Origin of the sequence: Enterobacter nematophilus, from assembly GCF_026344075.1 — a bacterium.
Classification (GTDB): domain Bacteria; phylum Pseudomonadota; class Gammaproteobacteria; order Enterobacterales; family Enterobacteriaceae; genus Enterobacter; species Enterobacter nematophilus.
In genome coordinates this window covers 1-24,323 of sequence record NZ_JAPKNE010000001.1, presented here as the reverse complement: position 1 = coordinate 24,323, position 24,323 = coordinate 1, and the positions used below count along the sequence as shown (strand labels likewise).

Below are 24,323 nucleotides of genomic sequence, written 5' to 3'. Positions count from 1 at the left end.
TTATTTCTTGCCTTCAACCCATTTGCCATCGACAAAGAAGGCTGACCATCCGGTCGCTTTACCCTCTTTCTCTGCCGCAACGTACTGCTGCTTCGTTTTACGGCTAAAACGGACCACCGTCTTATTGCCTTCAGGATCCTGCTGTGGCGCATCGGCCAGATAACGCAGTTTCTCAGGCAGACGATCGCGGAAGCGATGCAGCTCTTCCACCAGCGGCGCGCGCGTTTCACGCGATTTCGGGAAGGTGTTGGCAGCCAGGAAGACACCTGCGGCGCCATCACGCAGTACGAAGTACGCGTCGGATTTTTCACACGGCAGTTCAGGCAGCGGAACCGGATCTTCCTTCGGCGGAGCAACCTCACCGTTACGCAGAATTTTGCGCGTGTTCTTACACTCGTCGTTGGTGCAGGCCATGTACTTACCAAAACGCCCCATTTTCAGGTGCATTTCAGAACCACACTTCTCGCACTCCACAATCGGGCCGTCATAGCCTTTAATGCGGAATTCACCCTCTTCGATCTCATACCCGTCACACGTTGGGTTGTTACCACAGACGTGCAGCTTACGTTTAGGATCGATCAGATAGCTGTCCATCGCCGTGCCGCATTTTTTGCAGCGGCGTTTCGCGCGCAGAGCGTTAGTTTCCGCATCATCACCTTCCAGCACGTTAAGAACTTCGTTCTCCGGCACCAGGTTGATGGTTGTTTTGCAGCGCTCTTTTGGTGGCAGCGCGTAGCCTGAACAGCCAAGGAACACGCCCGTTGTCGCAGTACGGATCCCCATCTTACGGCCACAGGTCGGGCAGTCGATGCTGGTCAGTACCATCTGGTTAGGCAGCATGCCGCCCTCTTCAGGATCTTTCTCCGCTTTCTCAAGCTGGTTGGTAAAGTCGCTGAAGAAGCTGTCGAGAACCTTCTTCCACTCCGCCTTGTGGCTGGCCACCTCGTCGAGGCTGTCTTCCATCTGCGCGGTGAAGTCATAGTTCATCAACTCGCGGAAGTTAGCTTCCAGACGGTCGGTGACAATCTCACCCATTTTTTCGGCATAAAAACGGCGGTTCTCTACGCGAACGTAACCGCGGTCCTGAATGGTCGAGATGATTGACGCGTAGGTTGACGGACGGCCAATCCCGCGTTTTTCCAGCTCTTTAACCAGCGACGCTTCACTAAAGCGCGCAGGCGGCTTGGTGAAGTGCTGGGCCGGAACCAGATCGACAAGCGACAGCTCGTCGCCTTTGTTTACCGCAGGCAGCGTACGGTCTTCATCACCTTTACGCAGCGCTGGCATCACTTTCGTCCAGCCGTCGAAGCGCAGGATACGACCGCGCGCTTTCAGACGGAAATCGCCCGCGCCAACGGTCAGCGTGGTGGAGTCGTACTTCGCCGGGGTCATCTGACACGCGACGAACTGACGCCAGATCAGCTGATACAGCTTCTGAGCGTCGGCTTCCATGTCTTTCAGCGACTCGGCCAGCACAGAGACATCAGAAGGACGAATCGCTTCGTGCGCTTCCTGAGAATTCTCTTTGCTGGCGAACTGGTTGGCGCTTTCCGGCAGGTATTTCTTACCGAAGTTGTCGCTGATGTAGCCGCGCACCATGTTCACCGCGTCCTGGCTCAGGTTCGTTGAGTCAGTACGCATGTAGGTGATGTAACCCGCTTCATACAAGCGCTGGGCCATCATCATGGTTTTCTTCACGCCGTAACCCAGACGGGTGCTCGCCGCCTGTTGCAGTGTGGACGTGATAAACGGCGCGCCAGGCTTGCTGCTGGTCGGTTTATCTTCGCGCTCCAGCACCTGATAGCGCGCTTTTTCCAGCAGCGCCACGGCGGCCATGGTCTGATCGCGGTTTTCAGGACGGAAAGGCTTATCGTTATGATGGCTTACCTGCAGCGGCAGCGAATCACCGCCCGGGGTGGTGACGTTGGCGTCAACTTCCCAGAACTCTTCCGGTACGAAGGCTTTAATTTCGCGTTCACGCTCAACGACGAGACGCACGGCTACAGACTGTACGCGCCCTGCAGACAGGCCGCGTGCAATCTTTTTCCACAGCAGTGGAGAAACCATGTAGCCCACAACGCGGTCCATAAAGCGACGCGCCTGCTGGGCGTTTACACGATCGATATTCAGCTCGCCCGGCTTCTCAAACGCCTGACGAATCGCATTCTTTGTAATTTCGTTAAACACTACGCGGCTGTAGCGTTTGTCATCCCCCCCGATCACTTCCCGCAGGTGCCACGCAATGGCTTCCCCTTCGCGGTCAAGGTCGGTTGCGAGATAGATGTGGTCTGCTTTTTCAGCAAGCTGCTTCAGCTCGTTAACGACTTTTTCTTTCCCGGGCAGCACTTCATATTGTGCATCCCAGTTGTGCCATGGGTTAACACCCATGCGGTTGACAAGCGCGCTACGTTCATCCTTTTTAGGCTTTTTAGCCCCTTTGGTGGAGGTAGAGTCTGCGCTCTTTTTGCTGGCTGAGCCACTGGTCGGCAAATCGCGGATGTGACCAACGCTGGACTTAACCACGTAGTCATTACCCAGATACTTATTGATCGTTTTGGCTTTTGCCGGGGACTCAACGATGACGAGAGCTTTACCCATATTCACCTTTACCTAATTTAATTCTTCCAGGAATACGCCGCACGTTGATTTCCCTTCCGCTGACGACGAGCCAATGATATTGCGACTGCGTCAGGGGATATCAACCCCTATGTCTTACCGAACGTCAGAATGGCGACATCCAGGTCATTGAGTTTTCGGGTATTTTTCTCACATCTCGTATAATTCGTGACGAATTCCCGGGCGAATGTCAAGCAATTCTGTTGCCAGAATGACGAAAGCGCACACTCTACCTGATAAAATTCGTTACGCAACTTTATTAGCATGCAAAAGCAAATCCCGCCAACCTGCCCTCTGCATCTTATCCCCTCACATTACAGGGAAAATTTGCCCCCAAAGCGCCCCCGGCGTAGACTATTGTCACTGTTTAAGGAGTGGATTATGCAGAATACGACCCAACCCATTGACCGAGCCTCTCTGCTTATCGAAGCAAACAAGCTTATTCGTGACCATGAAGATACGCTGGCAGGCATTGAAGCCACCGGCGTTGAGCAGCGTAATGGCGTGCTGGTTTTCAGCGGCGAATACTTCCTTGACGAGCAGGGGTTACCGACCCCGAAAAGCACCGCCGTGTTTAATATGTTTAAATACCTGGCGCATACGCTTTCAGAGAAATATCACCTGGTCGATTAATGCAAAACGCGAGGCATATGCCTCGCGTTTTTGTTTACAGCAGCGGTTTTTGTCCACGCTGTAGCCAGCGAAGCAGCAGGCGGTCCGCGCTTTCCGCCGCGCTGTTGGTAAAGCGGTCCATCAGTCGTTTGCGCTGGGTAAAGCGCACGCCTACCAGTTCCCGGCCTTCCATCAGGTTGAGCAGCAGGTCATCACTGGTACCCACTTCATCCACCAGCCCTTTTTCCTGCGCCTGGATGCCGTACCAGTGCTCACCGGTCGCCACCTGTTCAATATCCAGCGTTGGGCGCATGCGGTGTACGAAGTCTTTAAAGAGATGGTGAGTTTCATTCAGATCTTCACGGAATTTCTGGCGCCCCTCTTCCGTGTTTTCCCCCAGCAGCGTCAGGGTGCGTTTGTACTGACCCGCCGTGTGAAGTTCGATATCGATCTCTTTATTTTTCAGGAAGCGGTTGAAGTTAGGGATCTGTGCGACCACGCCAATGGAACCAATGATGGAAAACGGCGCCGCAACGATTTTGTCCGCCACGCAGGCCATCATATAGCCGCCGCTCGCCGCGACTTTATCTACCGCCACGGTAAGCGGGATCTGCTTCTCGCGCAGGCGCTGCAGCTGTGAGGCGGCCAGCCCGTAACCGTGCACCACCCCGCCCGGACTCTCAAGACGCACCACGACCTGATCCTGCGGCGTTGCCACGGCTAGAACCGCAGTCACCTCTTCGCGCAGCGAGGCGACTTCATGCGCATCCATGCTGCCTTTGAAATCGAGCACATAGACGCGGGGTTTTGCGTCCCCCTGCGGCGTCGCGAGCTTTGCCTTCGCCTTCGCGGCTTTGGCTTCCTGCTTGTGTTTTTTCTTCTGGGCTTTCAGCCACAGCTTCTGCTGATGGCTATCGAGCAGCGAGAGGGACATCTCTTCCTGCATCTCTTTATATTGCTCGCTCAGGCGGGTGATGCGTAATTCCCCACGCTGACGCTTGCGCTGCGTCAGGTTGACAATCAGAACGGCAACCACGGCAATGGCAATCACCACCGTCGCGATTTTGGCCAAAAACAACCCATATTGAGAAAGTAATTCCACGCGTTCCACCTTGATTTAACCACGAATCTTTCACGGCAGTGTACAACAGCCCTGCCCCTGCGTCTCGCCCGTGACATTACCTCTGCGAGCCGTCTTCAGGAATCCCCGCGCTGCGGTTTAAATATTTGCAAATTGTTAATTTTGCAGCAATGCGTCCTGTAGACTGATTGAATTCTCACGCTAATTCGGGCATAAAGCCGAAAAGTCATTATAAAGGCGTGATTGAGACACCGTGCGCCTGAGGAGTCACCGTGCATTATCAACCGCAAAAAAACCTGCTGCAGAACCGAATCATTCTTGTCACCGGCGCCAGCGATGGTATTGGTCGCGAAGCGGCCCTGACGTACGCTGAGTATGGCGCAAGCGTGATTCTTATTGGGCGCAACGAAGAAAAGCTCAAGAGGGTTGCTCATGAAATTGAAGCCGCAGGCGGGACACCTGCCCCCTGGTACACGCTCGATTTGCTGACATACACACCAGCGCTGTGCCAGGAACTTGCTCGCCGTATCAGTACCCACTACTCACGTCTGGACGGCGTGCTGCACAACGCCGGTTTGTTAGGTGAAGTGCGTCCAATGGATGAACAGGATCCTGATATCTGGCAGCAGGTGATGCAGGTTAACGTTAACGGTACTTTTTTCCTCACGCAGGCCTTGCTTCCTTTATTACTCAAATCCGAGTCAGGGTCTCTGGTCTTCACCTCTTCCAGCGTAGGCCGTGAGGGACGCGCAAACTGGGGAGCGTATGCTGTCTCAAAATTCGCGACCGAGGGCATGATGCAGGTGCTGGCGGAGGAGTATCAGAGCCGCCATCTGCGCGTAAACTGTATTAACCCGGGCGGTACGCGCACCAGCATGCGCGCCAGCGCCTTCCCGACGGAAGATCCGCTGAAGCTGAAAACCCCGGCAGACATTATGCCGCTCTATCTCTGGCTGATGGGCGACGACAGCCGCCGCAAAACCGGAATGACCTTTGACGCCCAGCCGGGCCGCAAACCGGGGATTTCGCAATGAGTGAAGAGCGTCATCAGCAGCGCCAGCAGCGTCTGAAGGAACAGGTTGACGCGCGCGTCGCGGCAGCCCAGGACGAACGTGGGATCGTCATCGTCTTTACCGGCAATGGTAAAGGCAAAACCACTGCTGCGTTTGGCACCGCTACGCGCGCCGTCGGCCACGGACAAAAAGTGGGGGTCATCCAGTTTATCAAAGGGGAATGGCCCAACGGTGAGCGTAATTTGCTTGAACCGCACGGCGTTGAGTTTCAGGTGATGGCGACCGGGTTTACGTGGGATACGCAGAACCGGGAAACCGATACCGCAGCCTGCCTTGCCGTCTGGGAGCACGCCAAAAGAATGCTGGCTGACCCGGCGTTAAATATGGTGCTACTGGATGAGATCACCTATATGGTCGCCTACGACTACCTGCCGCTGGAGGAGGTGCTGAATGCACTGCAGAACCGCCCTGCGCACCAGACGGTTATCATTACAGGTCGCGGGTGTCATCGGGAGATTCTGGAGCTGGCAGATACCGTCAGCGAGCTGCGTCCGGTCAAGCATGCGTTTGATGCTGGCATCAAAGCACAAATTGGCATTGATTACTAAAGAAAAAAGCCCGGTGCGTTCACCGGGCTTTTTAAATTAACCGTTGTTATTCCGGCTGCCAGAGCGACGATTGCTGTTCACCTGGCTGTGGCGTTTCACCGCACGACGGATCTGATTCGCCTTCATACGACGACGATCTTTTTCCACCGCCACTTTAGAGGTGGTTTCCGGCGTCAGGCCAACCAGCTCGCGCAGGTAGTTAGTCTGGGTAAGATCCAGCTCGGTATAACCACCGCGCGGCAGACCTTTCGGCAGCAGAATGTCGCCGTAGCGAACGCGAATCAGGCGGCTAACCTGCACGCCTACTGCTTCCCACAGACGGCGCACCTCGCGGTTACGTCCTTCGGTCAGGGTCACGTTGTACCACTGGTTAATCCCTTCACCACCGGTAAATTTGATGGTTTTGAACGCCGCAGGGCCGTCTTCCAGCTGCACGCCACGCGACAGATCGCGCAATTTGTTTTCATCAACCTGGCCGAAGACGCGAACGGCGTACTCACGCTCAACTTCACGGCTTGGGTGCATCAAACGGTTTGCCAGTTCACCATCGGTGGTGAACAGCAGCAGACCGCAGGTGTTCACGTCCAGACGGCCCACGGCAATCCAGCGGGCGCCGCGCAGTTTTGGCAGACGATCAAACACCGTTGGACGACCTTCCGGGTCGTTGCGGGTACACAGCTCGCCTTCCGGCTTGTAGTAGGCCAGCACGCGGCAGATCTGTTCCGCAGACTCTTTCACGGAGATAAGATGACCGTCAATGCGGATCTTAAGCCCCGGTACGATTTCAACGCGGTCACCCAGCGTGGCGATTTTACCGTCCACACTCACGCGACCCGCTTCAATAATGGCTTCGATTTCACGGCGTGAACCGTGGCCGGCGCGCGCCAGCACTTTCTGTAACTTCTCGCTCATTGAGCTTCCTCAGGTGTCGCCTTCACAGGCGTCTGGTATACTTTCAAAAACAACGAGTTAGCATCAATAATAATTTAACTCACTGATCTGTAACTATTTCATGGTACACAGCATGGCAAACAACGTTTCACACAAGCTGTCACACACAATGATTCGTGGGCGCACATACTACACTAACTTTAGACTAAATGATTCAACAAGTTTTGTGCGTCTGAGTCTCGGTACTGATAGCCGAAAGCAAGCAGAAGTGATCATGAATCAGATCCGCCCTTTCATTCCCCTTGTGCAGAATGGAACGATTAGCCTCGAAGAGTTCAAACGCAAAATGCAAGGCTACCGAGTCGCCACTAAGCAGGACTTTGACAACTATCTTCTACAAGCACTCGAAAGAGATATTGCAGAGGTGGAGCGTCTGCCGGAGTTAGGACAGTTGCACAGAAACATAAATCCTGATTCTCCATTATCTGCTTCTGATACGGTTGGAGCCGCACAAGGCTATTCGGAAGCTCAATTCCAACGCATGGTGAATGGTAGCACTCAGACAGCAAACGAAGTGCTTGCAAGTCTTCACATGAAGAAACTTGAACTTTCCAAGGATGATTTACCCCTTGCGAATCAAGTAGGTGCTGCACTTGATATGAGCTGAATCGCCAAATGCAAGTGTCTGTTTTACCTGCTAGATTGCAGAAGCCGCTAAAGCTATCGGCATTCATGGCACTGTATCGGCGCACAGCTTCCGCAAAGCTGGCGGAAATGCCATCTACAAGCGTTCTGCATACAACATCGCTTTAGCTAAGACCGTGCTCAATTAGTGCCAGTCCTTACCCACGCTGGGCGCATAACCTTAATTCTTAGTGACGAGTAGGAGACAGACAACGCAAAGGTCTGCATTTATAGCAACGAAAATTATACAGAAACAGTGACGATCAGACCATCCGAACAGTGCAAATACACCAGGACATTCGTGGAGCACTAACCTCCTTTACTGGTTGTTACGAAACGAAGTTTCACTTAGGTCAAATTCTTGTTGTTCATGTGGTTATTGCTTGTAATATGACCTCCGTGATTATTTCCATAACAGATAGAGGGAGCTATGGCGACAGGTATTGTTTTATGTCAAGGGGACAGAACTTCATGCGGAGGAAGGATAGTTGTAGGTTCCGCACTGGGTATTGCCTTCGGTAAACCGATAGCGAAAGAAGGTGATCCTGTAACCTGTGGCAAAGATGGCAACACATACAAGATTATCGGCGGGATCTCAATTTTTACGGATGGTGCAGATGACAAACGTGTAGCAGGGTCGCTCGATAGCTATAGTTCATGCCCTTGTAAGGCAAAAATACGTCCTTCCAATGCTTACCCCATGTATGAAAAAGAAGAACCAAAGGCATTCAGAAATGTAGGCTTAGCGGCAGTGCTTCCACTATCCGCCTCACTCACTTCAAACGCATACTCAGAACCAGAGCCAGAGCAACACGCCCAGACGGCGAAAAAGAAAACAGGCATTGACGCAGGTTTTGCCGTTCTCCCCTACGGCGGTACTACAGAAGCCTGGCAACGTCTGTTATTCACAGGCACCCCGCCAGCAGGAACAAAAGAGCTATTCTCTACGCTGAACGGCCCGGATGAAAGATACAAAGCTGGTTCGATTATGCTTCTGGTTGATCCAGAAAAACAGGACGACGAGCAGATCGCTCACATGAAAGCCGCGAAAGCCCGAGTTGATGCGGCGTTAGAACCGCTGACAATCCAGGAAGCTAATTTCCTGCATAAACACTACGCTACCATAGCTAATTTCACCAGCTACGCTGATACTGGAATTGGCCTCGCGGCTGATCCTGTTGGAAAATACTTTGAGAGTATCGAAAAAATACTCAACGAGATTCAAGAAACGTATAAGAATACCTACATAACAAGAGGCTCATTGATTGGAGAACAATTTTATGTCAGACGTAGCCAGTTGTTTAAAGAGCTTGAATCCATACTCAAAGTCAACTTCCTGAATAAGGCTATGAAATTCGGAGAGTATACCAAAATAAAAAATGCACTCGGCCTGTCCAGTAGCTCTATTACCCACAAATGGAATGAAACGGGGATCAGTGACATTGAAGGTTATGCTACCCACATAGAACGGGCAGCTAAATACGTAAAAGCAATGCGTTATACTGGTTATTTAGGCATTGGTTTTAGCGGACTCCATTCTCTTAACGAAATTCATGAGGCGTGTTCTGTTGGCCGCGAAGCTGAATGTACTAAGAAAAAGTATACTGAGATTGGTAGCTTTGCTGTAGGTACGGGGGTTGGTGTTGCTGGTGGCTATTTAGCAATACCTCTTTGTATCGCTATCGGTGTTGGTACTGCTGGTGTCGGAGGGCTTGCTTGCTCTGTGATCGCTGGGGCTGGTTTAGGTTATGTCGGTAGTAGTGCAGGTGGCACATTCGGTGAATGGGGTGGAGAACAGCTATATGAAATTTTCGGTAATTAATTTAATAATTATGCATCGAAATTCGATTGGATTGGTATTGTGTCTATGCCTAATACTTACGGGGATTATTTCCATTATTTACGATCGCATTTCGAAAAATAAATTCATTACTCTCTGCTCGCTATTTATTAAAAAGTTTGGAGCAAGACCAGCAGAGGTTTTAATTTATCAGGATGGGGGGTTCCTTTTCTCGTTTATGCGTGACGCATTCTTTATTAAAGCATTATACTTTAAAGAAAACTCATTCCATACACGAGGAATGGATAATGAACAAATACGATTCATTAAAGAACTTCCTAATCAGTATACCGATTGGTTACGTGTAAAAGTGCGACTTTCTATCGTTGGCATTGTTTTTCTATTCATGATGTTGGTAATTTTCTATTTACCATCATTCATTTAACGGCAAGTATAGTAAAAGACCACCTTCTTAGAAGGTGGTCTTTTACTATACTTGCGCGCCTTCACAGGCGTCGAATCAGGTCAAAAACAGGGCCAAGCCCTGCTTTGATGGCCGCGTAGTATATCTGCTTACACCTCTACAAGAAAGGCTTTACATCACCCACGCCTTCGCGAATCACTTCCGGCGCATCTTCAGTCAGATCCACCACGGTGGTCGGCTGCTGGCCGAGATAGCCGCCGTGAATAATCAGCTCCACCACCTTCTCCAGACGATCTTTAATCTCCTCCGGATCGGACTCGGTAAATTCGCTTCCCGGCAGCATCAGTGAGGTCGAGAGCATCGGTTCGCCGAGAGTTTCCAGCAGCGCCTGGGCAATCGGGTTCGACGGCACGCGCATCCCGATGGTTTTACGCTTTTCCTGCAACAGACGGCGCGGCACCTCTTTCGTCCCTTTCAGGATGAAGGTGTAGTTGCCCGGCGTGTTGTTCTTGATCAGGCGAAACGCCACGTTATCCACATAAGCATAGGTCGACAGCTCAGAGAGATCGCGGCACATCAGGGTGAAGTTATGGCCGTCCGGCAGCTGGCGAATGCGACAGATTCGCTCCATCGCCCCTTTATCTTCAATTTTACAGCCCAGCGCGTAGCCGGAATCGGTCGGGTAGACTATCACGCCGCCTTTGCGGACGATCTCCACGGCCTGGTTAATCAGACGTGGCTGCGGGTTATCCGGATGGATATAGAAAAACTGACTCATACTTCCCTCTCTTCAATTTGCTGCGGCTGCTCCCAGAGCTGCCAGACCGGCTCAACGCCAGCGGGTAGCCAGAGCTTGCGCCCGAGTTCGATCCACGCGCAGGGCTGATGGAAATCAGAACCCTGTGACCCAAGCAGGCCAAACTGGCGGGCGTAAGTCGCGAGCTGCGCGCGCTCGTTGGGCGCCTGCTGACACTGGGCGACTTCCATCGCCTCGCCACCGCATTCGGCAAAGTGCGCCAGCAGTCTTTTCAGCCATTTAGCAGAAAGATTATACCGTCCCGGATGGGCCAGCACGGCCTTACCGCCAGAATGATGAATCACATCAATAGCTTGTTTTATTGTACACCACTGTGGCGGAACGTATCCGGTTTTCCCGCGCGCCAGATATTTTTTAAAGACATCCGCCATGGTCGTCGCTTTGCCCGCGTCGACCAGAAAACGGGCGAAATGACCGCGGGTGACCGCCCCGCCGTTCGCCAGCTTTTGCGCCCCTTCCAGCGCGCCCGGAATATGCGCCTTCTCCAGACGCTCGCCGATCATCTCCGCGCGCTGGTTGCGGCGCGTTTTTTGTTCTTGCAAAAAGGCAAGAAGTGCCGGATGTTCTATATCAATGTTCAGGCCAACGATATGAATCTCATGGTTTTCCCAGACGGTCGATATCTCGACGCCGGGCACCAGATGCAGCGCCAGTCCGCTGCGGGCAATCTCGGCGCGCGCTGCCGGAATGGCGTCGATGGTATCGTGATCGGTTATCGCCAGCGTGCCGACACGCATTTCAACCGCGCGATGAACCAGGGCTTCGGGCGTCAGCAGGCCATCAGAGGCCTGAGTATGGCTGTGTAAATCATAAATAATCGCGTAGGTGGTATCGCTCAAAGCACTTCCCATAACAGGTTGAAGACATCCGAAACCGTCATGATACCGACTTAACGTGAAATTCTGAAATCAAGGGTTGACAATACGCCATCGAACTAGTTAACTAGTACGCAAGTTCACACGAGAAAGGTATCTGAAAATGACGGCACATTTCACTCTGCACGGCTGGTGGCGCACTTCCTGATCTTCGGGCAGTGTCACGCGTCTGCGAAATGCAAACAGATACCCGCCCGCTACCCAGCGGGCTTTTTTTTGAACAGAATAAATGAGAACAACAACATGCAAACAGCCAAACCCCATCTCGAACTGCTGACCTGCGAGGCGGCCTATCGCCACAACCCGACCGCGCTGTTTCATCAGGTGTGCGGCGCGCGTCCGGCGACGCTGCTGCTGGAGTCTGCGGATATCGACAGCAAGGACGATCTGAAAAGCCTGCTGCTGGTCGACAGCGCGCTGCGCATTATCGCGTTAGGTGACACTGTCACTATTAAGGCACTTTCTGACAATGGCGCATCGCTCCTACCGCTGCTGGATGCGGCTCTGCCCGCGGGCATCGACAATGAGCGTCACCCTGACCTGCGAATTCTGCATTTCCCGCCGGTAAGCCAGCTGCTGGACGAAGACGCGCGCCTCTGCTCGCTGTCCGTGTTCGATGCCTTCCGCCTGCTGCAAAATCTTGTCACCGTGCCGGAAGATGAGCGCGAAGCAATGTTCTTCGGCGGGCTGTTTGCTTACGACCTGGTCGCCGGTTTTGAAGATTTGCCGGAAACCGAGCAGGGCAACCGCTGCCCGGACTACTGTTTCTACCTGGCCGAAACCCTGCTGGTGATCGACCATCAGAAAAAATATACCCGCATTCAGACAAGCCTGTTCACCCCGTCTGCGTCCGAGAAAAACCGTCTGGAGCATCGCATCGCTCAGCTCCAGCAGCAGATGACGGAAGCGCCGCCTGCGCTGCCGGTACAGCTCGTCGAGAAGATGACCTGTGAGGTAAATCAGACCGACGATCAATACGGCGCCGTGGTTCGCCAGATGCAAAAAGCCATTCGCGCCGGGGAGATTTTCCAGGTTGTGCCTTCCCGCCGCTTCTCTCTGCCCTGCCCGTCGCCGCTGGCGGCTTACGACGTGCTGAAGAAGAGCAACCCAAGCCCGTATATGTTCTTTATGCAGGACAATGATTTCACGCTGTTCGGCGCCTCGCCGGAAAGCTCGCTGAAGTACGACGCCACCAGCCGCCAGATTGAGATCTACCCGATTGCAGGCACCCGTCCACGCGGCCGTCGCGCCGATGGCTCGCTGGACCGCGATCTGGACAGCCGCATCGAGCTGGAAATGCGGACCGACCACAAGGAGCTCTCCGAGCACCTGATGCTGGTTGACCTGGCGCGTAACGACCTGGCGCGCATTTGCACTCCGGGCAGCCGCTACGTAGCGGATCTGACCAAAGTTGACCGCTACTCCTTCGTGATGCACCTGGTCTCCCGCGTGGTGGGTGAACTGCGCAGCGACCTCGACGTGCTGCACGCCTACCGCGCCTGTATGAACATGGGCACCCTGAGCGGCGCGCCGAAGGTGCGTGCCATGCAGCTTATCGCCGAAGCGGAAGGACGTCGTCGCGGCAGCTACGGCGGCGCGGTGGGTTACTTCACCGCCCACGGCGACCTCGATACCTGCATCGTGATCCGCTCCGCCTACGTCGAAGACGGTATTGCCACCGTTCAGGCCGGCGCCGGGATTGTTCTCGACTCTGTTCCGCAGTCTGAAGCTGACGAAACCCGCAGTAAAGCACGCGCGGTATTGCGCGCCATCGCTACCGCACACCACGCACAGGAGATTTTCTGATGGCTGACATTCTGCTGCTCGATAATATCGACTCCTTTACCTATAACCTGGCAGACCAGCTGCGTGCGAATGGCCATAACGTCGTTATCTACCGCAACCACGTTCCGGCTCAGACCCTGATTGACCGTCTGGCGACCATGCAAAACCCGGTGCTGATGCTCTCCCCGGGGCCGGGCGCGCCGAGCGAAGCGGGCTGTATGCCCGAGCTGCTGACCCGCATGCGCGGCAAGCTGCCGATTATCGGTATCTGCCTTGGTCACCAGGCGATCGTGGAAGCCTACGGCGGTTACGTCGGCCAGGCGGGCGAGATCCTGCACGGTAAAGCCTCCAGCATTGAACATGACGGCCAGGCAATGTTTGCCGGGCTGCCGAATCCGCTCCCGGTCGCGCGCTATCATTCGCTCGTCGGCAGCAACATTCCGGCCGGGCTGACCATCAACGCCTCGTTTGAAGGGATGGTGATGGCGGTACGCCACGATGCGGATCGCGTCTGCGGGATGCAGTTCCACCCGGAATCTATTTTGACCTCCAACGGCGCCCGCCTGCTGGAGCAGACCCTTGACTGGGCGTTACAGAAGCTGGAGCAGACCAATACCCTGCAGCCAATTCTGGAAAAACTGTATCAGGCGCAGACCCTGAGCCAGCAGGAGAGCCACCAGCTCTTCTCCGCCGTGGTGCGCGGCGAGCTGAAGCCTGAACAGCTGGCGGCTGCGCTGGTCAGCATGAAGGTGCGCGGTGAAAGCCCGCAGGAGATCGCCGGTGCCGCCACCGCCCTGCTGGAGAATGCCGCCCCGTTCCCGCGCCCTGACTATCAGTTTGCCGATATCGTGGGTACCGGCGGTGACGGCAGCAACAGTATCAATATTTCTACCGCCAGCGCGTTTGTGGCGGCGGCGTGTGGTTTAAAGGTAGCGAAACACGGTAACCGCAGCGTCTCCAGCCGTTCCGGATCGTCCGATCTGCTGGCCGCGTTTGGCATCAACCTGGAGATGAATGCCGAGCGTTCACGCGAAGCGCTGGACGATCTGGGCGTTTGCTTCCTGTTTGCGCCGAAATATCACACCGGTTTCCGCCACGCGATGCCGGTTCGCCAGCAGCTTAAAACCCGCACGCTGTTTAACGTGCTCGGCCCGCTGATCAACCCGGCCCATCCGCCGCTGGCATTAATTGGCGTTTACAGCCCTGAGCTGGTGCTGCCGATTGCCGAGACGCTGCGCGTGCTGGGTTACAAACGCGCCGCCGTGGTGCACAGCGGCGGAATGGATGAAGTTTCGCTGCATGCGCCAACGCTGGTGGCCGAGCTTAACGATGGTGAAGTGCTCAGCTATCAGCTTGAGGCGTCTGATTTCGGCTTAACGCCGTACCGTCAGGAAGCGCTGGCAGGCGGTACGCCGGAAGAAAACCGTGACATTCTGACGCGCTTACTACAAGGTAAAGGTGAGGCCGCTCATGAGGCCGCCGTGGCTGCCAACGTCGCCATGCTGATGCGTTTGCACGGTGAGGAAGACCTGAAGGCCAATGCTCAAAAAGTTCTGGATGTACTGCGCTCCGGTGCAGCTTACGATCGCGTTACCGCACTTGCGGCAAGAGGGTAAAGAATGCAGACCGTTTTAGCGAAAATCGTCGCCGATAAGGCCATCTGGGTGGAAGCACGCAAAGCAGAGCAGCCGCTTGCCAGTTTCCAGAATGACGTCGTCCCAAGCAGCCGTCGTTTCTATGATGCTCTGCAGGGTGCCCGCACCGCCTTTATTCTGGAGTGCAAAAAGGCGTCTCCCTCAAAAGGCGTTATTCGTGACGATTTCGACCCGGCGCGCATCGCCGGTATTTATAAGCATCATGCGTCGGCCATCTCAGTGCTGACGGATGAGAAATATTTCCAGGGCAGCTTCGATTTTCTGCCGATCGTCAGCGGCATCGCGCCGCAGCCGATCCTGTGCAAAGACTTTATTATCGACCCGTATCAGATCTGGCTGGCGCGTTTCTACAAGGCTGACGCCTGCCTGCTGATGCTCTCGGTGCTGAACGACGAGCAGTATCGCCAGCTGTCTGCCGTGGCGCACAGCCTGAAAATGGGCGTGCTGACCGAAGTGAGTAACGAAGAAGAGCTCGAGCGCGCTATTGCGCTGGAAGCCAAAGTGGTCGGCATCAATAACCGCGATCTTCGCGACCTGTCGATTGACCTGAACCGCACGCGTCAGCTTGCGCCGCGTCTGGGTTCTGGCGTCACGGTGATCAGCGAATCCGGCATTAACAGCTACGCCCAGGTGCGCGAGCTGAGCCACTTTGCCAACGGTTTCCTGATTGGCTCCGCCATGATGGAGCATGACGACCTCAATGCAGCGGTGCGTCGCGTGCTGCTGGGCGAAAACAAAGTCTGCGGCTTAACCCGCGAACAGGACGCGCTGGCCGCATATGAGGCTGGCGCAATCTATGGCGGTTTGATCTTCGTTGACTCCTCTCCTCGCGCAGTCAATGAGGAACAGGCCCGCAGGGTAATCGCGGCGGCCCCGCTGAGCTACGTTGGCGTGTTCCGCAATGCGGATATCGCGGACGTTGTGGCAAAAGCCGACGCGTTATCCCTGAGTGCCGTTCAGCTCCATGGCGAAGAAGATCAGGCGTATATCAATGCCCTGCGCGACGCGCTGGCACCGCAGGTTCAGATCTGGAAAGCACAAAGCGTGGGCAGCACCCTGCCTGCACGTAACCTTAACCACGTCGACAAATACGTGCTCGACAACGGTCAGGGCGGCACCGGACAACGTTTTGACTGGTCGCTGCTGAACGGCGAAAAGCTGGACAACGTCCTGCTGGCGGGCGGACTAAGCCCGGATAACTGTGTGGAAGCCGCGAAAACCGGCTGCGCAGGCCTCGATTTCAATTCAGGCGTAGAGTCGCAACCGGGTATCAAAGATGCCAGCAAGCTGGCCTCGGTGTTTAAAACTCTGCGTGCATATTAAGGAAGAGAAGATGACGACATTACTTAACCCGTATTTTGGTGAGTTCGGCGGGATGTACGTTCCGCAAATCCTTATGCCCGCGCTGCGCCAGCTGGAAGAAGCGTTCGTGAGCGCGCAGAAAGACCCGGCGTTTCAGGCGGAGTTTACCGACCTGCTGAAGAACTACGCCGGGCGTCCAACCGCGCTGACCAAATGCCGCAACCTGACCGAAGGCACCAAAACCACGCTGTATCTGAAGCGTGAAGACCTGCTGCACGGCGGCGCGCATAAAACTAACCAGGTGCTGGGCCAGGCGCTGCTCGCTAAGCGTATGGGTAAAACCGAAATCATCGCCGAAACCGGCGCGGGACAGCACGGCGTGGCTTCTGCGCTCGCCAGCGCCCTGCTCGGCCTGAAGTGCCGCATCTACATGGGCGCGAAAGACGTTGAGCGTCAGTCGCCTAACGTCTTCCGTATGCGCCTGATGGGTGCGGAAGTGATCCCGGTGCACAGCGGCTCCGCGACGCTGAAGGATGCCTGTAACGAAGCGCTGCGCGACTGGTCCGGCAGCTACGAAACCGCGCACTATATGCTCGGCACCGCGGCGGGCCCTCACCCGTTCCCGACCATCGTGCGCGAATTCCAGCGCATGATCGGTGAAGAGACCAAAGCGCAAATCCTTGAAAAAGAGGGTCGTCTGCCGGATGCGGTGATTGCCTGCGTCGGCGGCGGGTCTAACGCCATCGGCATGTTTGCCGATTTTATCGACGAAACCCGCGTAGGGTTGATTGGCGTCGAGCCTGCCGGCCATGGGATTGAAACCGGCGAGCACGGCGCGCCGCTGAAGCATGGCCGCGTGGGGATCTACTTCGGCATGAAAGCCCCGATGATGCAGACCGATGAAGGGCAGATTGAAGAGTCTTACTCAATTTCTGCCGGACTGGACTTCCCGTCCGTTGGGCCACAGCACGCGTTCCTGAACAGCACCGGGCGCGCGGACTATGTCTCTATTACTGATGATGAAGCGCTGGAAGCCTTCAAAACGCTGTGCCGCAGCGAAGGGATCATCCCGGCGCTGGAGTCTTCACACGCGCTGGCGCACGCGCTGAAAATGATGAAAGAGAACCCGGAAAAAGAGCAGTTGCTGGTGGTTAACCTTTCCGGTCGCGGTGACAAAGATATCTTCACCGTTCACGATATTCTGAAAGCACGAGGGGAAATCTGATGGAACGCTACGATAATGCATTTGCTGAACTGAAATCCCGCCAGGAAGGCGCGTTCGTTCCCTTCGTTACGCTGGGCGACCCTGGCCCGGAGCAGTCTCTGAAGATTATCGACGCCTTGATTGAAGCCGGCGCCGACGCGCTGGAGCTGGGCATTCCGTTCTCCGATCCGCTGGCGGATGGCCCGACCATCCAGAACGCCACCCTGCGCGCGTTTGCCGCAGGGGTGACCCCAACCCAGTGCTTTGAGATGCTGGCGGCGATCCGCCAGAAGCACCCGACCATTCCGATTGGCCTGCTAATGTACGCCAACCTGGTGTTTAACCGCGGTGTTGACGAGTTCTACGCCGAGTGCGCGCGCGTGGGCGTCGACTCGGTGCTGGTAGCAGACGTGCCCGTTGAAGAGTCTGCGCCGTTCCGCCAGGCGGCGATGCGCCACAACGTCGCGCCGATCTTCATCTGCCCACCGAACGCCGATGACGAACTGCTGCGCCAGATAGCCTCTTACGGACGCGGGTATACCTATCTGCTTTCCCGCGCGGGCGTGACCGGCGCCGAGAATAAAGCCGCACTGCCGCTGCATCATCTGGTGGAAAAGCTGGCCGAATACCATGCCGCGCCTCCGCTGCAGGGCTTCGGGATCTCCTCTCCGGATCAGGTCACCGCAGCGATTGACGCGAAGGCGGCAGGAGCCATCTCCGGCTCCGCGATTGTGAAGATCATCGAAAAGAACCTGGACAAGCCCGAGCAGATGCTGGCCGAGCTGAAAGCGTTTGTGACCGCAATGAAAGCGGCGACGCGGAAAGCATAATCTTTCCACCGTCTGGCACCCCTGCCAGACGGTTACTCCTCCTTCTCCATCCTCTACAAAGGATTACGTCAAAATTGATCCCGTCGATATTTTCGGTGTGAATAGCTTTTCAAACTTTCGCGTAAGCGTATGATCTGGACTCTTTTTAGCACTAATCCTTCTGAGTTCAGAGGTTTATTCATGTCATGGCAATACTTCAAACAGACTTACCTGGTTAAGTTCTGGTCACCTGTTCCGGCCGTCATCGCGGCAGGCATTCTCTCTACTTATTATTTTGGCATCACCGGCACCTTCTGGGCCGTCACCGGCGAGTTTACCCGCTGGGGTGGTCAGCTGCTGCAGCTTGCAGGCGTGCATACCGAAGAGTGGGGCTACTTCAAACTCATTCACCTGGACGGTACTCCGCTTACCCGCATCGACGGGATGATGATCGTCGGCATGTTCGGCGGCTGCTTCGCCGCGGCGCTGTGGGCAAACAACGTTAAGCTGCGCATGCCCAAAAGCCGTATTCGCATCATGCAGGCGGTAGCAGGTGGTATGATTGCCGGGTTTGGTGCCCGCCTGGCGATGGGCTGTAATCTGGCCGCGTTCTTTACGGGGATCCCTCAGTTCTCCCTTCATGCCTGGTTTTTTGCCGTGGCCACCGCGATTGGCTCTTACTTCGGAGCAAAATTCACCCTGCTGCCGCTGTTCCGCATCCCGGTGAAAATGACGAAAGTCAGCGCGGCGTCCCCGCTAACCCAGAAGCCGGACCAGGCAAAGCGTCGTTTCCGCCTGGGTATGCTGGTCTTTTTTGCCATGGTCGCGTGGGCCATTTGCACGGCGATGAATCAGCCGAAGCTTGGCCTGGCGATGTTATTTGGCGTCGGCTTTGGCCTGCTGATCGAACGCGCGCAGATCTGCTTTACCTCCGCGTTTCGCGATATGTGGATCACCGGACGGACGATGATGGCGAAGGCAATCATTGCCGGTATGGCGGTGAGCGCTATCGGCATCTTCAGCTACGTTCAGCTCGGTGTTGAACCAAAGATCATGTGGGCTGGCCCAAACGCGGTGATTGGCGGCCTGCTGTTTGGCTTCGGGATTGTGCTGGCGGGCGGGTGTGAAACCGGCTGGATGTACCGCGCGGTTGAGGGACAGGTGCACTACTGGTGGGTCGGGCTGGGTAACGTCATCGGCTCAACCATTCTGGCGTACTACTGGGACGACGTCTCTCCGGTACTTGCCACAAACTGGGATAAGGTCAACCTGCTAAACACTTTCGGCCCTCTCGGCGGCCTGCTGGTGACTTATGCCCTGCTGCTGATCGCTTTTTTACTGGTTGTCGCGCAGGAAAAACGCTTCTTCCGCCGTGCCGCCGTCAACACTGAAACGCAGGAGAACGCTGCATGAAAGAGATCGTCCCAGATTATCGTCTGGATATGGTCGGTGAGCCCTGCCCGTATCCTGCGGTTGCCACGCTTGAGGCGCTGCCGCAGCTGAAAAAAGGTGAAATACTGGAGGTGGTGAGCGATTGTCCGCAATCCATCAACAACATTCCGCTGGATGCGAAAAACCACGGTTATACGGTGCTGGATACCCAGCAGGACGGGCCAACCATTCGCTATTTGATTCAGAAGTAATATGAAATGCGCCCCTCGGGGGCGCATTGAACACACAGAATCAGAAACGATAACCCGCAGAGAACATGAACACCCACGGATCCAGGCGAGTATTGATGCTTTGCTGCTCACCGCCCGCCTTGAAGCGTACGTCCGTATCAATGTCCATATACCAGACCGAGGCGTTGATCAGCCAGTCACGGTTAATCAGATAGTCCAGACCAACCTGCCCAGCCATACCCCACGAGTCTTTCAGGCTGAGATCGGAGAGACCAGCCTCTTTACCGGTATCGTTGAATTTCTCATCGAAGAAGGTGGTGTAGTTCACACCCGCGCCAATATAGGGACGCACCTTGCTGCTTGAGTCGCCGAAGTACCATTGCGCCATCAGCGTGGGGGGTAAATGGTGAACCGTGGCGATGTCACCGGTTGCCCCAAGACCGACCCGGTGACGGAACGGTGTTGCCGCCAGAAGCTCAACACCAACGTTGTCCGTCGCCATCCAGGTGAATGTTAAACCTAACTGGGTGTTGTTACTGACGTTAAAACCGCCCATTCCCAGCACGTTATCAGAACCTTCAGTTGGACGAACCGTTGCCGAACCGGCACGAATAAAGAATTCGCCTGCTTCATGCGCGTACGCGCCGCCAGAGAGACTGCTTAATACAAGGGCTGCCACCGCTAATTTTTTCATATCCGCTCCATCGTTGTGGTTTTAATCGCGGATGAGAATATACTCACAAAAGAGTAATTAGTGATCTGCCACAGATCACATTAAAACCAGTAATTTAACATTCATTGATCTGGGTTAATTTTTTGTGGTGCCTTGAAAAGCAATAAGTTGTTTCTATGTCAATTTTTGCCATTTCACAGTTACAAAATTTTCCCTTTTCCCCCTCTTGCTCTTCCTCCGGCGGCTGGATAATTTATCGCTCTCACAAGTTGATTTGATGCGTTCTTTTTTGCAGGTGTGCCATGAGTGAAGTTAACCCGTGCATGACGTGCGGAGCCTGTTGTGCGTATTTTCGAGTCTCTTTCTACTGGGCCGAAGCCAGCGATGGCGGCGGTACCGTTCCGGTTCATCTCACTGAGCCAGTCACCCCTTTTTTGCGCTGTATGCGCGGCACCAACCAAAAGCAGAGCCGTTGCGCGGCATTACAGGGGGAGCCCGGGATATCTACCCGGTGTTCTATCTACGAGGATCGCCCCAGCCCGTGCCGGGAATTTGCCATGTCGGGCGAAGATGGGCAGGTCAATGAAGCCTGTAATCGCGCCCGGGCACGCTTTGGATTACCGCCGCTTTACAAAGATATGCTTTTCCATACAAGCCTTGATGCTGCCACAGCAGGTGCATCCGGTGTACAATTGCCGGCTAATTAACACCTGCAATACTCAAGGAGAGTGCATGTCTATCACGGCGAAGTCTGTCTACCGTGACACGGGAAATTTTTTCCGCAATCAGTTCATTACCTTTTTACTGATCGCGTTGCTTTGCGCCTTCATCACTGTGGTGCTGGGCCATGCGTTCTCACCGAGTGAAGAACAGATTGCCAGCCTGAGCCAGGGCGACCATCTGGCAGGAAGCGTGGGGCTGTTTGAACTGGTGCAAAACATGACGCCGGAGCAGCAACAGATTCTGCTGCGGGCTTCTGCCGCATCCACTTTCTCTGGGCTCATTGGTAATGCGGTGCTGGCGGGTGGCGTTCTGCTGATGATTCAGCTGGTGTCGGCGGGCCACCGCGTCAGCGCCTTACGGGCGATTGGAGCCAGCGCGCCGGTCTTACCTAAGCTGTTTATCCTTATCTTTTTAACCACCATGCTGGTGCAGATGGGGATTATGCTGGTGGTGGTGCCGGGCGTGTTACTGTCTATCGTGCTCGCCTTTGCTCCGGTGATGGTTGTGCAGGATAAAATGGGGATTTTTACCGCGATGCGCAGCAGCATCAGGCTGGCATGGGCGAACATGCGTCTGGTAGCGCCCGCCGTGATCGGCTGGCTGCTGGCAAAAACGCTTCTGCTCCTGTTCGCACCGAATTTTGCGGTATTAACCCCGAACGTTGGCGCTGTGGTCGCGAATACGCTGAGCAACCTGATTTCAGCGGTGCTGCTGGTCTATCTGTTCCGCCTGTATATGTTAATTCGTCAGTAATCCTGATGCCGGGAGGATGCCCCTTCCCGGCTCAACAGAGAAGATGGAATCACAGAATGAAGCAGTTTCTTGATTTTTTACCGCTGGTTGTCTTTTTCGCGTTTTATAAGCTGTATGACATTTATGCTGCGACCACAGCGCTGATTATTGCGACAGCGGTTGTGCTGATCTACAGCTGGGTGCGCTACCGTAAAGTTGAAAAAATGGCGCTGGTGACGTTCGTCCTGGTCGCCGTATTCGGTGGGCTAACCCTCTTCTTCCACAATGATGAATTTATCAAGTGGAAAGTGACGGTGATCTACGCGCTGTTTGCGGGTGCGCTGCTCATCAGCCAGTGGGTGATGAAAAAGCCGCTGATCCAGCGCATGCTCGGCAAAGAGCTGACGCTGCCTCAGGAAGTCTGGTCGCGCCTGAATATCGCGTGGGCGGTGTTCTTTATTCTTTGCGGTCTTGCCAATATCTATATTGCCTTCTGGCTGCCGCAAAACATTTGGGTCAACTTTAAGGTCTTCGGCCTGACGGCCCTGACGCTGATTTTCACCCTGCTAAGCGGCGTTTATATTTATCGCCACATGCCGCAGGACGATAAGCACTGATTGCTGACTGACCAGAACGTGTTCGACAGGCGTTCTGGTCTATTCTCTCCGCTGTGAAATCATAGTAGCATCCCGCCTGAAGTCTTCCGTTACGAGTTAAAACAATGACAACAAATAACGCCCCTCAGGGCGAACTGGTTTTACGCACACTGGCAATGCCCGCTGACACCAATGCCAATGGCGATATTTTTGGCGGCTGGCTGATGTCGCAGATGGATATGGGCGGCGCAATTCTGGCAAAAGAGATTGCTCACGGACGCGTGGTGACCGTGCGGGTGGATGGCATGACCTTCCTGCGCCCGGTTGCGGTAGGTGATGTGGTTTGCTGTTACGCCCGCTGCGTAAAGCGCGGCAATACCTCCATCTCCATCAACATTGAAGTCTGGGTGAAAAAAGTCTCTTCTGAACCGATTGGGCAGCGCTATAAAGCAACTGAAGCGCTGTTTATTTATGTGGCGGTCGATAGCGAGGGTAAACCTCGTCAGCTTCCGCCAGCCTGACTGACGGGCAAAAAAAAGCCTCCTTTCGGAGGCTTTTCTTATTCCATCTGCGCCCCGCCATTCAGGCGGAAAACAATGTTCACGATCAGTCCGCTCCCCGGTTTACCGGGTTCGTAGCGCCATCTGCGCATCGCCGACTTCACTTCGCGCTCAAACATATTAGAAGGTTGAGCAGACAGGATTTCCACGTTATCAACGCGGCCATCCGCAGTGACGTCAAATTTCACCCGCACGCGGCCTTCAATGCGTAAGGCCTGAGCTCGCGCCGGATACTGAGGCTGATTACGGCTCAACGCACGCGGGCCCGCTGGTGCGGCAACCGTCGGTTTAGCGGCCGGCGCGCTGTTATTCATAACCGGACGCGAAGGCGCTGCATTCTCGACCGGCTGGGTCGCACGCGGTTCAACCGGACGTTCTTCACGTTTAGGACGCTCCTCGACCTTCTTCACCGGCTTTGGCTTCGGCTTAGGTTTTGGCTTCGGTTCAGGTTTATGGATTACCACCGGTGCTTCCTTCGGCGGTTCCGGAACAGGCTCGGGTTCCGGTTCAGGCTCAGCAACAGGCTGTGGCGGTGGCGGCGCAACCTGTGGTGGTTCGAGATCCGCTGGCGAGACCATGGTTACCGAGATCGGCTGGGCGGGTGCGGGCATTTCAATAACCTGATGAACCGAGGTGTAGAGCAAACCCGCCACGACGGCACCGTGAATCACGACGGAAAGCAGCGTCGGCCAGGGAAAGCGGCGAGGTAAATCAAGGGTCATCGAAGTCATAATCATCAACGTTAAAAAACCGAACCCTGATTTTAAATGCAAATAGCAATCATATTCAATAAGACACTTTGTTCTGGCGCAATTTAAGCGCTGGAGTGGTCAAAAAAGGGGCATCCAGATCGGGGGATTAACGTTGTTTTTATCTTTACATTGCAGTCAATTGCCCTTTCACATAACGTAACTGACACTTTATAACGCTTAAGGAGCTTCACCGTGCTTTACGTGATTTACTCTGAAGATGTCGCTGATTCCCTCGAAAAACGTCTCTCCGTTCGCCCTGCCCATCTGGCTCGCCTGCAGCTGCTCCAGGACGAAGGCCGCTTGCTGACCGCGGGTCCAATGCCTGCTGTTGACAGCAATGACCCTGGAGCCGCCGGTTTTTCTGGCTCCACGGTCATTGCGGAGTTTGAATCTCAGGAAGCGGCGCAGGCCTGGGCTGACGCAGACCCATACGTTGCGGCGGGTGTGTATGCGAAAGTGACGGTGCGGCCGTATAAGAAAGTGTTCTGATCAAAAAAGGCTCCAGCAGG

Annotated in this window: 25 protein-coding genes and 1 other annotated feature; of the genes, 18 read left to right on the top strand and 7 right to left on the bottom strand. The window is 54.8% G+C overall.

Translation table 11 applies throughout. The annotated features are described in order from the left end of the window. The gene (topA, locus tag OSH03_RS00120; protein ID WP_266177901.1) at positions 1-2,598 is read right to left on the bottom strand and encodes a type I DNA topoisomerase; all 2,598 of its coding nucleotides are present in this window, start codon (positions 2,596-2,598) and stop codon (positions 1-3) included. A 399-nt stretch (positions 2,599-2,997) separates the two neighbouring features. On the opposite strand from topA, the gene OSH03_RS00115 reads away from it, so the two are divergent. Further along, entirely contained in the window at positions 2,998-3,249 is a 252-nt protein-coding gene (locus OSH03_RS00115) for a YciN family protein (protein ID WP_003856804.1), read from the top strand. Positions 3,250-3,283: 34 nt separating this feature from the next. Here OSH03_RS00115 and sohB read toward each other — a convergent pair whose 3' ends face one another. Continuing rightward, a complete protein-coding gene (sohB, locus tag OSH03_RS00110; RefSeq protein ID WP_041909637.1) occupies positions 3,284-4,330 on the bottom strand; it encodes a protease SohB in 1,047 nt (348 codons plus the stop codon). Between the two features lie 251 nt (positions 4,331-4,581). On the opposite strand from sohB, the gene OSH03_RS00105 reads away from it, so the two are divergent. Continuing rightward, entirely contained in the window at positions 4,582-5,343 is a 762-nt protein-coding gene (locus OSH03_RS00105) for a YciK family oxidoreductase (protein ID WP_266177900.1), read from the top strand. After that, positions 5,340-5,930 (top strand): cob(I)yrinic acid a,c-diamide adenosyltransferase, encoded by a 591-nt coding sequence (gene cobO / locus OSH03_RS00100; protein ID WP_266177899.1) that lies wholly within the window; start codon positions 5,340-5,342, stop codon positions 5,928-5,930. Before OSH03_RS00105 ends, cobO begins: the two co-directional genes overlap by 4 nt. 36 nt (positions 5,931-5,966) lie before the next feature. On the opposite strand, the gene rluB is transcribed toward cobO, so the two are convergent. Beyond that, positions 5,967-6,842 (bottom strand): 23S rRNA pseudouridine(2605) synthase RluB, encoded by an 876-nt coding sequence (gene rluB, locus OSH03_RS00095; protein ID WP_028013408.1) that lies wholly within the window; start codon positions 6,840-6,842, stop codon positions 5,967-5,969. A 112-nt stretch (positions 6,843-6,954) separates the two neighbouring features. On the opposite strand from rluB, the gene OSH03_RS00090 reads away from it, so the two are divergent. Both OSH03_RS00090 and OSH03_RS00085 read left to right on the top strand, forming a co-directional pair. After that, positions 6,955-7,488, top strand: a complete 534-nt coding sequence (locus tag OSH03_RS00090; RefSeq protein WP_266177898.1) for a hypothetical protein — start codon at positions 6,955-6,957, stop codon at positions 7,486-7,488. 447 nt (positions 7,489-7,935) lie between these two features. Continuing rightward, a complete protein-coding gene (locus tag OSH03_RS00085; protein WP_266177897.1) occupies positions 7,936-9,327 on the top strand; it encodes a PAAR domain-containing protein in 1,392 nt (463 codons plus the stop codon). 539 nt (positions 9,328-9,866) lie between these two features. Here OSH03_RS00085 and OSH03_RS00080 read toward each other — a convergent pair. Next, entirely contained in the window at positions 9,867-10,487 is a 621-nt protein-coding gene (locus OSH03_RS00080; RefSeq protein WP_003856793.1) for an L-threonylcarbamoyladenylate synthase, read from the bottom strand. Further along, complete coding sequence (rnm, locus tag OSH03_RS00075) at positions 10,484-11,365, bottom strand: RNase RNM (RefSeq protein ID WP_266177896.1); 882 nt, start codon at positions 11,363-11,365, stop codon at positions 10,484-10,486. The genes OSH03_RS00080 and rnm overlap by 4 nt, the downstream gene beginning before the upstream one ends. Positions 11,366-11,504: 139 nt before the next feature. Here rnm and trpL point away from each other — a divergent pair, with 139 nt between their 5' ends. The 8 genes from trpL to yedF all read left to right on the top strand — a co-directional run bounded on the left by trpL (position 11,505) and on the right by yedF (position 19,799). Then, on the top strand, positions 11,505-11,549 hold the full coding sequence (trpL, locus tag OSH03_RS22130) for a trp operon leader peptide (RefSeq protein WP_106993556.1): 45 nt from the start codon (positions 11,505-11,507) through the stop codon (positions 11,547-11,549). Continuing rightward, positions 11,526-11,619, top strand: a sequence feature (Trp leader region). It overlaps the preceding gene by 24 nt. A gap of 25 nt (positions 11,620-11,644) precedes the next feature. Beyond that, positions 11,645-13,207 carry an anthranilate synthase component 1 gene (locus OSH03_RS00070; protein WP_266177895.1) on the top strand — a complete coding sequence of 521 codons (1,563 nt, stop codon included), beginning with the start codon at positions 11,645-11,647 and terminating at the stop codon, positions 13,205-13,207. Continuing rightward, the gene (gene trpD / locus OSH03_RS00065; protein ID WP_061097992.1) at positions 13,207-14,802 is read left to right on the top strand and encodes a bifunctional anthranilate synthase glutamate amidotransferase component TrpG/anthranilate phosphoribosyltransferase TrpD; all 1,596 of its coding nucleotides are present in this window, start codon (positions 13,207-13,209) and stop codon (positions 14,800-14,802) included. Before OSH03_RS00070 ends, trpD begins: the two co-directional genes overlap by 1 nt. 3 nt (positions 14,803-14,805) lie before the next feature. After that, positions 14,806-16,164, top strand: coding sequence for a bifunctional indole-3-glycerol-phosphate synthase TrpC/phosphoribosylanthranilate isomerase TrpF (trpCF, locus tag OSH03_RS00060; protein ID WP_266177894.1), 1,359 nt, complete (start codon positions 14,806-14,808; stop codon positions 16,162-16,164). 10 nt (positions 16,165-16,174) lie between these two features. Further along, complete coding sequence (gene trpB / locus OSH03_RS00055; RefSeq protein ID WP_028013413.1) at positions 16,175-17,368, top strand: tryptophan synthase subunit beta; 1,194 nt, start codon at positions 16,175-16,177, stop codon at positions 17,366-17,368. After that, positions 17,368-18,177 (top strand): tryptophan synthase subunit alpha, encoded by an 810-nt coding sequence (trpA, locus tag OSH03_RS00050; protein WP_266177893.1) that lies wholly within the window; start codon positions 17,368-17,370, stop codon positions 18,175-18,177. Before trpB ends, trpA begins: the two co-directional genes overlap by 1 nt. 180 nt (positions 18,178-18,357) lie before the next feature. Next, positions 18,358-19,569, top strand: a complete 1,212-nt coding sequence (yedE, locus tag OSH03_RS00045; protein WP_266177892.1) for a selenium metabolism membrane protein YedE/FdhT — start codon at positions 18,358-18,360, stop codon at positions 19,567-19,569. Next, positions 19,566-19,799: a sulfurtransferase-like selenium metabolism protein YedF gene (gene yedF / locus OSH03_RS00040; protein WP_213813248.1), complete on the top strand. Its 234-nt coding sequence runs from the start codon at positions 19,566-19,568 to the stop codon at positions 19,797-19,799. The genes yedE and yedF overlap by 4 nt, the downstream gene beginning before the upstream one ends. A gap of 40 nt (positions 19,800-19,839) precedes the next feature. On the opposite strand, the gene ompW is transcribed toward yedF, so the two are convergent. Beyond that, positions 19,840-20,472, bottom strand: coding sequence for an outer membrane protein OmpW (gene ompW, locus OSH03_RS00035; protein ID WP_266177891.1), 633 nt, complete (start codon positions 20,470-20,472; stop codon positions 19,840-19,842). 281 nt (positions 20,473-20,753) lie between these two features. Between ompW and OSH03_RS00030 the strand changes: the two genes are divergently transcribed. The 4 genes from OSH03_RS00030 to yciA all read left to right on the top strand — a co-directional run bounded on the left by OSH03_RS00030 (position 20,754) and on the right by yciA (position 23,023). After that, positions 20,754-21,158 carry a YkgJ family cysteine cluster protein gene (locus tag OSH03_RS00030; protein WP_080329326.1) on the top strand — a complete coding sequence of 135 codons (405 nt, stop codon included), beginning with the start codon at positions 20,754-20,756 and terminating at the stop codon, positions 21,156-21,158. A gap of 25 nt (positions 21,159-21,183) precedes the next feature. Beyond that, positions 21,184-21,927 (top strand): YciC family protein, encoded by a 744-nt coding sequence (locus OSH03_RS00025; RefSeq protein ID WP_266177890.1) that lies wholly within the window; start codon positions 21,184-21,186, stop codon positions 21,925-21,927. A 56-nt stretch (positions 21,928-21,983) separates the two neighbouring features. Continuing rightward, positions 21,984-22,523: a septation protein A gene (locus OSH03_RS00020; RefSeq protein WP_061097985.1), complete on the top strand. Its 540-nt coding sequence runs from the start codon at positions 21,984-21,986 to the stop codon at positions 22,521-22,523. A 104-nt stretch (positions 22,524-22,627) separates the two neighbouring features. Next, the gene (yciA, locus tag OSH03_RS00015; protein ID WP_028013420.1) at positions 22,628-23,023 is read left to right on the top strand and encodes an acyl-CoA thioester hydrolase YciA; all 396 of its coding nucleotides are present in this window, start codon (positions 22,628-22,630) and stop codon (positions 23,021-23,023) included. Between the two features lie 38 nt (positions 23,024-23,061). Here the strand turns inward: yciA and tonB are convergent, their stop codons facing one another. Beyond that, a complete protein-coding gene (gene tonB / locus OSH03_RS00010) occupies positions 23,062-23,784 on the bottom strand; it encodes a TonB system transport protein TonB (protein WP_028013421.1) in 723 nt (240 codons plus the stop codon). 222 nt (positions 23,785-24,006) lie between these two features. Between tonB and OSH03_RS00005 the strand changes: the two genes are divergently transcribed. Continuing rightward, a complete protein-coding gene (locus tag OSH03_RS00005) occupies positions 24,007-24,303 on the top strand; it encodes a YciI family protein (protein ID WP_049006872.1) in 297 nt (98 codons plus the stop codon). The last annotated feature ends 20 nt before the right edge of the window (positions 24,304-24,323 follow it).

What these genes read in the sequence shown, in the direction of transcription:
- topA (WP_266177901.1), bottom strand. Translation starts at nt 2,598, where the DNA reads ATGGGTAAAGCTCTCGTCATCGTTGAGTCCCCGGCAAAAGCCAAAACG.
- OSH03_RS00115 (WP_003856804.1), top strand. Translation starts at nt 2,998, where the DNA reads ATGCAGAATACGACCCAACCCATTGACCGAGCCTCTCTGCTTATCGAA.
- cobO (WP_266177899.1), top strand. Translation starts at nt 5,340, where the DNA reads ATGAGTGAAGAGCGTCATCAGCAGCGCCAGCAGCGTCTGAAGGAACAG.
- rluB (WP_028013408.1), bottom strand. Translation starts at nt 6,842, where the DNA reads ATGAGCGAGAAGTTACAGAAAGTGCTGGCGCGCGCCGGCCACGGTTCA.
- OSH03_RS00090 (WP_266177898.1), top strand. Translation starts at nt 6,955, where the DNA reads ATGGCAAACAACGTTTCACACAAGCTGTCACACACAATGATTCGTGGG.
- OSH03_RS00085 (WP_266177897.1), top strand. Translation starts at nt 7,936, where the DNA reads ATGGCGACAGGTATTGTTTTATGTCAAGGGGACAGAACTTCATGCGGA.
- OSH03_RS00080 (WP_003856793.1), bottom strand. Translation starts at nt 10,487, where the DNA reads ATGAGTCAGTTTTTCTATATCCATCCGGATAACCCGCAGCCACGTCTG.
- OSH03_RS00070 (WP_266177895.1), top strand. Translation starts at nt 11,645, where the DNA reads ATGCAAACAGCCAAACCCCATCTCGAACTGCTGACCTGCGAGGCGGCC.
- trpD (WP_061097992.1), top strand. Translation starts at nt 13,207, where the DNA reads ATGGCTGACATTCTGCTGCTCGATAATATCGACTCCTTTACCTATAAC.
- trpCF (WP_266177894.1), top strand. Translation starts at nt 14,806, where the DNA reads ATGCAGACCGTTTTAGCGAAAATCGTCGCCGATAAGGCCATCTGGGTG.
- trpB (WP_028013413.1), top strand. Translation starts at nt 16,175, where the DNA reads ATGACGACATTACTTAACCCGTATTTTGGTGAGTTCGGCGGGATGTAC.
- trpA (WP_266177893.1), top strand. Translation starts at nt 17,368, where the DNA reads ATGGAACGCTACGATAATGCATTTGCTGAACTGAAATCCCGCCAGGAA.
- yedE (WP_266177892.1), top strand. Translation starts at nt 18,358, where the DNA reads ATGTCATGGCAATACTTCAAACAGACTTACCTGGTTAAGTTCTGGTCA.
- yedF (WP_213813248.1), top strand. Translation starts at nt 19,566, where the DNA reads ATGAAAGAGATCGTCCCAGATTATCGTCTGGATATGGTCGGTGAGCCC.
- ompW (WP_266177891.1), bottom strand. Translation starts at nt 20,472, where the DNA reads ATGAAAAAATTAGCGGTGGCAGCCCTTGTATTAAGCAGTCTCTCTGGC.
- OSH03_RS00030 (WP_080329326.1), top strand. Translation starts at nt 20,754, where the DNA reads ATGAGTGAAGTTAACCCGTGCATGACGTGCGGAGCCTGTTGTGCGTAT.
- OSH03_RS00025 (WP_266177890.1), top strand. Translation starts at nt 21,184, where the DNA reads ATGTCTATCACGGCGAAGTCTGTCTACCGTGACACGGGAAATTTTTTC.
- OSH03_RS00020 (WP_061097985.1), top strand. Translation starts at nt 21,984, where the DNA reads ATGAAGCAGTTTCTTGATTTTTTACCGCTGGTTGTCTTTTTCGCGTTT.
- yciA (WP_028013420.1), top strand. Translation starts at nt 22,628, where the DNA reads ATGACAACAAATAACGCCCCTCAGGGCGAACTGGTTTTACGCACACTG.
- tonB (WP_028013421.1), bottom strand. Translation starts at nt 23,784, where the DNA reads ATGACCCTTGATTTACCTCGCCGCTTTCCCTGGCCGACGCTGCTTTCC.